1 rRNA gene is annotated in these 209 nt (G+C 51.7%); it reads right to left on the reverse strand.

The annotated features are described in order from the left end of the window. Positions 1-209: ribosomal RNA gene (locus ACLJXE_RS24410) — 23S ribosomal RNA — on the reverse strand; the annotation flags it as partial.

Genomic DNA, 209 nt, shown 5'->3' on the forward strand with positions numbered 1-209 from the left:
TTCGTGTTACCTGATGCTTAGAGGCTTTTCCTGGAAGCAGGGCATTTGTTACTTCAGCACCGTAGTGCCTCGTCATCACACCTCAGCGTTAGTGGCGTTCCGGATTTACCTAAAACACCCGCCTACATGCTTAAACCGGGACAACCGTCGCCCGGCTAACATAGCCTTCTCCGTCCCCCCTTCGCAGTAACACCAAGTACAGGAATATT

The sequence above is a fragment of the Citrobacter sp. U14242 genome, assembly GCF_046555775.1.
Lineage (GTDB): Bacteria > Pseudomonadota > Gammaproteobacteria > Enterobacterales > Enterobacteriaceae > Citrobacter.